Here is a 6,983-nt window from a genome sequence, read left to right on the forward strand (position 1 = left end):
CTTGTTTGCTGAGATCTCGGGACCGGCAACGCTGGCGCTGGCGCCGCCGACCCGCCGTATCGACTCAGCTGACCGCTTAACTTGCAGCTCAAAACTACTTTCTGAGAACGATTCAACCTCCCCACGGCGGCCTGCGTGGGCCACCCCCGGTCATTGACGCATCCCTCGCGATGCGTTGCGGTGACTACCGCACCCGATATTGATGTATTAATCCTCGTTAAGCGTATCCAGCAAATTATCTTTCCGGGCCTCCAGGCCTACCTTCAAGCCTTGCACACAAATGCCATTCTGACTGCCGCCTACATTGAGTTTCAGGATGGACTCCCCACCCTGATACCGCGTCCACAGCACCTGACACCTGAGAGCTTCCGCAACTACCCTCATATCGCGCGGAGGGGTTCTAGCAGCACATTGAGAACCGAGCGTCCGCGTCCGGCAACTAACCTGAGAGCAAGCTGAGAGTACCTGGGAAGGCCCTGAGAAGCATCCGATTGACCTCCAGGGGAGCTGTGAATTGGGATTGTGATGCACGCCAATCCAGGTCATCGTCAGGCTTGCAGCAAAACTGCGTTCCCTGTGTCACCAGTTACCCATTATTAATACGCTTTGCAGCCGAAAAAATGGCCCGGAACCAACCTGGTAATTGCGCGGTCTCCTCGAATTACGAGGGGTAAATCGCAGATCCGCCCCAACCCGGATTTGTTAGCCAGATCACCCATCCCGGCAGGTCGGGCAGTCGGGGGACCGCGTGACGGCGACTACGCCGAGGGCGAACAGGCGCGGGCGTGTCGTGCCGGGTACTAGCCGGTGGCAGCCCCGGCCGGCACCAAACCGTAGGGCGAGCCGAACTCGGTGACGGGCCTGAAGCCCCGCTTTCGGGCCTCCGCGGCACCACGTCGCACCAGTGCGCCGGTGGCCACGAATCCGGTCTGATCCATTCCCAGAAACGGGGTCAGCAGGCGGTTGTGAACGAACGCGAAGGCCAGCCCGGCCTCGGGAATTGCCCATCCGAAGCTACCCCCGAGGCCCACATGCCCAAACCCGGGGAGGAGCCCGGGGATCGACAGGCCGTGATACCCGAGGTGGAAGGCCAACGGCATCATCAGGTTGCGGTCCGGGCGCATATCGCGACGACCGGTCAGCATCCCGACCCGTTCCGCCGAGAGGTAGCGACGGCCATCGATCACGCCGCCGTTGGCGATCGCACCGTACATCCGGGCCAGTGCCCTGGCGGTGGCGACGCCGTTGGCCGAGGGCAGTTCGGTGTCCAGCAGCGGGATGTCCCGCTGGACCACAGCCTTCATGCCGGGGAAGTACATCGATCCGAACACTGCCGACAGCTCCAGCGTCGCCAGCGCGGGCGCGACCGCATTGAACACCGGGTTGGGGATGTTGGTCTGCGGTCCGATGATCCGGGCAATATGGGTGGGCGCTCCCACCGGCGGCCGGCCCAGATGGATTCCGTCGGTATTGAGTGGGCCGGCCACCTCGGTCCGGATCAGATCCCGCATCCCAGTGCCGGTCACCGCTCGCGCCAGCCCGGACAGCAACCAGCCGTAGGTGAGCGCGTGGTACGCCGACTTCCCGAAGTGCCTGCCAACCGGTGCGGCGGCGATCCGCTCCTCCATGTGACGGTGGTCGAGAAGCTCTCGCTTGCCTACACCCCGCAGATGCGACAACCCGGCCCGGTGACGCATCACATCACGGACGGTGAGCTGGGCCTTACCGTTGGCGCCGAATTCCGGCCAATATTCGGCAACCGGAGCGTCGTAGTCGATCAGACCGCGGTCGGCCAGACGATGGATGACCGTGGACGCCACCCCCTTGGTGGCCGAGAACACCATGGGAGCGGTGTCAGCCTGCCAATGCCGGTGCCCGCGCCGGTCCGCCCAGCCTGTCCAGACATCGACGACGGGTTCACCGTCGAGGTACACCGAGAGCGCACCCCCACCGCTGCGCGGATGCGGGAATTGCGCGGCAAAAGCCCGGACAGCACACGCGAAATTCGGGTCGGCGGCCCCTTGCACACCATGGGGCAATTGCCAGCCGTGACTACGGGCGTCGGACACAGCTTGAATTTACAAGCTCGACGCGCCGCTGCCGAGAATCGTTGTCAATCCGTTAACTTGAGCGATCTGCGGCGTCGAGTATCTGTTGCGCGGCAAGCGCAGGGGTCAGCTCACCGTCGCGGACCTTCCGTTCCACCTCTGCGCGAACCATTTTCACCGCCGGATGGTTGTGCACCCGGTCCAGGACTGCATCGCGAACCATGGCCCAGGTCCAGTCGACCTGCTGGGCGCGTCGACGTGCATCGAACTCTCCTGCTTGGGCAAGGACGTCCCGATGTTTGAGCACGGTATCCCAGAGTTCCGCCAACCCGGTTCCCGACAGTGCGCTCATTGTCAATACCGGTGGCCGCCAAAGGGTTTCGCGGGGATAGATCAGACGGATAGCCGATGAGAGTTCCGCCGCAGCGGCCTTGGCTTCAGTTGCATGCGCGCCATCGGCTTTGTTGACGACAACGATATCGGCGAGTTCCAGAACGCCCTTCTTGATGCCCTGTAATTGATCGCCGGTCCTGGCCAGGGTGAGGAATACGAAGGTATCGACCATGTTCGACACCGCGACTTCGGACTGGCCCACCCCGACCGTCTCGACGAGCACGATGTCGAAGCCGGCAGCTTCCAGCAGCACGATGGTCTCGCGCGTCGCTTTGGCCACCCCGCCAAGCGTTCCGGAGGTCGGCGAAGGCCGGATATATGCGTCCGGGTGCACGGCCAGTCGCGCCATCCGGGTTTTGTCACCGAGGATCGAGCCACCGGTGCGGGTGGAGGATGGATCGACCGCGAGCACCGCAACCCGGTGTCCACGTTCGATCAGATACATGCCGAGCGCTTCGATGGTGGTGGACTTCCCCACCCCGGGAACCCCGGTGATGCCGACGTGCATGGCGGCACCGGCGGATGGCATCAGCTCAAGCAACAGTCGCTGGGCCTGCGCACGATGATCGGTGCGGGTCGACTCCACCAGGGTGATCGCCCTGGCCAGTTCGGCCCGGTCGCCGCGGCGCACTGCCTCGGCGAGCTCGTCGACATCGATACCGTCTATCACCGGTGTCAGGCCAGGTCGTACCCGAGGCGCTCGGCGAGCTTGTGCAACAAGCCGCCCGCAGCGTCCGCGATCACCGTTCCCGGCGGATAGATGGCGGTGGCGCCGGCGGCGTACAGCTCGTCGAAGTCTCCGGGCGGGATCACCCCACCGACCACGATCATGATGTCGGGCCGTCCGACCGCAGCCAGGGCGTCCCGCAGTGCCGGCACCAGGGTCAGGTGGCCGGCTGCCAGTGATGACACCCCGACAACGTGGACGTCGTTATCGGCGGCCTGCCGGGCCACTTCCTCCGGCGTCGAGAACAGCGAGCCGACGTCCACGTCGAAACCAATATCGGCGAACGCCGTCGCGAGGACCTTCTGCCCGCGGTCGTGACCGTCCTGACCCATCTTGGCAACCAGGATGCGTGGGCGACGGCCGTCGGCCTCGGCGAACTTCTCCACCAGCCTGGTCGCCTCGGATAGTCCGCTGATGTTGCCTCCTGCACCCACTTCGTCGCGGTAGACCCCTGAGATGGTGCGGATCTCGGCCTGATGCCGGCCGTAGACCTTCTCCAGCGCGTCGGAGATCTCCCCGACCGTCGCTTTCGCGCGGGCCGCGTTGATCGCCAACGCCATCAGGTTATTACCCAGACCGTCATCGCCGGCATTGCCCGACGCAGCGGCAGCCCTCGTCAGCTCGGCAAGCGCCACGGTGACGGCGGCGCTGTCGCGATCGGCACGCAACTGCTCAAGCTTGGCGAGCTGCTCGGAGCGCACCCGGGTGTTCTCCACCTTGAGCACCTCGATATCGGTGTCCTCGGTGATCTGGTACTTGTTCACCCCGATCACAGGCTGCTGACCGGAGTCGATCCGGGCCTGGGTGCGAGCGGCCGCCTCCTCGATGCGCAGCTTCGGGATACCGTCGCTGATGGCCTGCGCCATCCCGCCGCGCTCGGTGACCTCGGCGATGTGAGCGCGTGCCCGCTCGGCGAGTTCGTGGGTCAACCACTCCACGTAAAACGAGCCGCCCCACGGGTCGATCGGACGGGTGGTGCCGGACTCCTGCTGCAACAGCAACTGGGTGTTACGGGCGATGCGCGCGGAGAAGTCGGTCGGCAGCGCCAGTGCCTCATCGAGGGCATTGGTGTGCAGCGACTGGGTATGGCCCTGGGTGGCCGCCATCGCCTCAATACATGTGCGGGCCACGTTATTGAACGGATCCTGAGCGGTCAGCGACCAGCCCGATGTCTGCGAATGTGTCCGCAGCGACAGCGATTTCGGGTTCGTGGCGCCGAACCCGGCAACCAGCTCACTCCACAGCAGCCGACCGGCCCGCAGTTTGGCCACCTCCATGAAGAAGTTCATCCCGATACCCCAGAAGAACGACAGCCGGGGAGCGAACTTGTCGATGTCGAGACCGGCGTCGAGCCCGGCTCGAAGGTAATCAGCACCATCGGCAAGCGTGTAGGCCAGCTCGAGATCGGCTGTGGCCCCCGCCTCCTGGATGTGATACCCGGAGATTGAGATGGAGTTGAACTTCGGCATCTTGGTGCTGGTGTAGGCGAAGATGTCGGAGATGATCCGCATCGAGGGCTTCGGCGGATAGATGTAGGTGTTGCGGACCATGAACTCTTTGAGGATGTCGTTCTGGATGGTCCCGGCCAGTTTCTCCGGCGGCACACCCTGTTCTTCGGCAGCCACCACATACAGCGCCAGGATCGGCAGCACGGCACCGTTCATGGTCATCGACACCGACACCCCGCCCAGGTCGATACCGTCGAAGAGCTGCCGCATATCGAGGATGGAATCGATTGCCACTCCAGCCATCCCGACGTCACCCTGCACCCGGGGATGGTCGGAGTCATAGCCGCGGTGGGTGGCCAGGTCGAAGGCCACCGACAACCCCTTCTGCCCGGCGGCAAGGTTGCGCCGGTAGAAGGCATTGGAGTCCGCTGCGGTGGAGAACCCGGCGTACTGACGGATGGTCCAGGGCTGGTTGACGTACATCGTGGGATAAGGGCCGCGGATGAACGGAGGCTCACCGGGCAAGCTGTCCAACGGGTAGCCGGCGGCCACGGCGCCATCCCGATCGGCGCCGATATAGAGGGGCTTGACGACGATGCCCTCCGGGGTGTTCCAGTCCAGTTGCTCCGGCGCGTATCCGTGGGCGCGGGCCGCGGTCTCGACACGGTCGGCCGCCGTGGCGGGCGTCGGGGCCGCGGTGTGGCCCCCGCCGTGCAGCGGAACCTCGGCGAAACTCGGTACGCCGGAGACCTGCGATCGCGTCACTGTCATGCCCCCAATCGGGTCAGCAGCGCCGAAAGCGCTTCAACCGCGTCGATTTTGGCGGTCAGATAACCGTCAGGCCTGGATTCGGCCGGAGCGTCCGACACGGCTTTCTCCGGTCCGGCCAGGTAGATCTGGTCGAGTCCGGCAGTGCGGGCCGCGTTCACGATGCCGGCGGCATCGGCCCCGTAACGGGTGTCGGTCCCGCAGATGACCGCGACGGTGGCACCGGACTGCCTGATCGCCTGGTCGATTCCGGACGCCTCGACCGTTCCCGGGTTGACGGCCTCGACGCCACCGGATGCCAGCAGGTTGGTGACGAAGGTGGTTCGGATGTTGTTCTCGGCCAGCGGCCCCAACGGCAGCAGGAGCACGCGCGGGCGTTCACCGGTGCGGCTCAGATACGCGTCGGAGCGGTCCCGCAGTGACTCGAAATCCGCAGCATAGCGCTGCACCGACGTCATCGGATCCGACTGTGGCAGCGGCGGTTCGGCCAGATTGGGAAACTCGTTGACACCGGTGATCGCGGCGCGGCGGTGGGCGATATCGCCGGATCGGCGGACCCGGGTCTCCTCGATCCGAGCGGCGAGATGGTCACGCGCCTGCCGGAAGCCGCCGCGGGACTCGATCTCCTGGAAGTATGACCACGTTTGTGCGGCAAGGGTTTCGGTGAGGTCCTCGACGTACCAGGAACCGCCCGCGGGATCCATGACCCGCCCGATATGGGATTCCTCGAGCAGCAGCAGTTGGGTGTTACGCGCGATGCGGCGGGCGAATTCCGCCGTCATCCCGGGAAACCCACCCGGGATGGCCTCGTCGAACGGCAGCACCTGTACCGTGTCCGCTCCCCCGACCCCGGCGCCGAAGGCGGCGACCGTGGTTCGCAGCATGTTCACCCACGGGTCGCGCTGAGTCATCATCGCCCGCGATGTGAGCGCGTGCAGTCGAGCGGCACCATCCTCCGGGCAACCCAATGTCTCGGCAACCCGCGCCCAGAGCTGGCGCGCCGCACGGAATTTCGCGATCGTCATGAACTGATCGTCATCGGCGACCAGCCGGAAACAGATCTGGCCGAGTGCGTCGTCGATAGCGATACCGGCATCGGTCATGATCCGCAGATAGTCCGTCGCCGCGGCGATGACGCCGGCAAGTTCCCACCCGGCACTCGCGCCGTGGTCATGGAAGGCGGGGCCGTCCACGGTGATTGCGCGCACGCCCGGCTTGCCGGCGAGGCGGGCCGCGACCGCGACCACGTCCTCGACCGCCGCAGCCGGCCGGCCGCTCAGCGGGGCGGTCAGCGGATCTGCGCCGAGGTCGATCGACATCTGAGCCCGCCGCGCCTCGTCGGCGCCGGCCACCAGAGCCACCAGGGCGTCGGCCCCGGCCCGGAACTCGGCACCGGCGTCGAGTAGGACCGGCGCCAGATCCAGGTAGACCCCTTCGAGCCAACGATCGAGTTCACCGGCCGGCACCCCGTTGTCGCCGACCCGCAACACCAGTGCACTGACCCCCTCGACGAGCGCGTCGAGCAGCGCGGCGTTGCCGTCTGCGGCGCTGCCGGAGAAGCCCGGCGCCGGAAACTCCTCGGCCACTTTCCAGCCGGCC

General features: G+C 65.7%; 4 protein-coding genes. All 4 read right to left on the reverse strand.

Features of this window, described 5'->3' with window-relative positions; genetic code table 11:
- Nucleotides 1-800: 800 nt before the first annotated feature.
- Nucleotides 801-2,069 (reverse strand): esterase/beta-lactamase LipL, encoded by a 1,269-nt coding sequence (gene lipL / locus ACR2JI_RS08870; RefSeq protein ID WP_526389712.1) that lies wholly within the window; start codon nucleotides 2,067-2,069, stop codon nucleotides 801-803.
- A 52-nt stretch (nucleotides 2,070-2,121) separates the two neighbouring features.
- Complete coding sequence (gene meaB / locus ACR2JI_RS08875) at nucleotides 2,122-3,111, reverse strand: methylmalonyl Co-A mutase-associated GTPase MeaB (RefSeq protein WP_526389713.1); 990 nt, start codon at nucleotides 3,109-3,111, stop codon at nucleotides 2,122-2,124.
- Between the two features lie 5 nt (nucleotides 3,112-3,116).
- Complete coding sequence (scpA, locus tag ACR2JI_RS08880) at nucleotides 3,117-5,387, reverse strand: methylmalonyl-CoA mutase (RefSeq protein WP_526389714.1); 2,271 nt, start codon at nucleotides 5,385-5,387, stop codon at nucleotides 3,117-3,119.
- A partial coding sequence (gene mutA, locus ACR2JI_RS08885) for a methylmalonyl-CoA mutase small subunit (RefSeq protein WP_526389715.1) occupies nucleotides 5,384-6,983 on the reverse strand: 1,600 nt, incomplete at its 5' end. The genes mutA and scpA, both read right to left, overlap by 4 nt.

The organism is Mycobacterium sp. (genome assembly GCF_051006775.1).
Taxonomy (GTDB): domain Bacteria; phylum Actinomycetota; class Actinomycetes; order Mycobacteriales; family Mycobacteriaceae; genus Mycobacterium.

Excerpts from the sequence above, each read along its gene's own strand:
- scpA (WP_526389714.1), bottom strand. The coding sequence starts at position 5,387 with ATGACAGTGACGCGATCGCAGGTCTCCGGCGTACCGAGTTTCGCCGAG.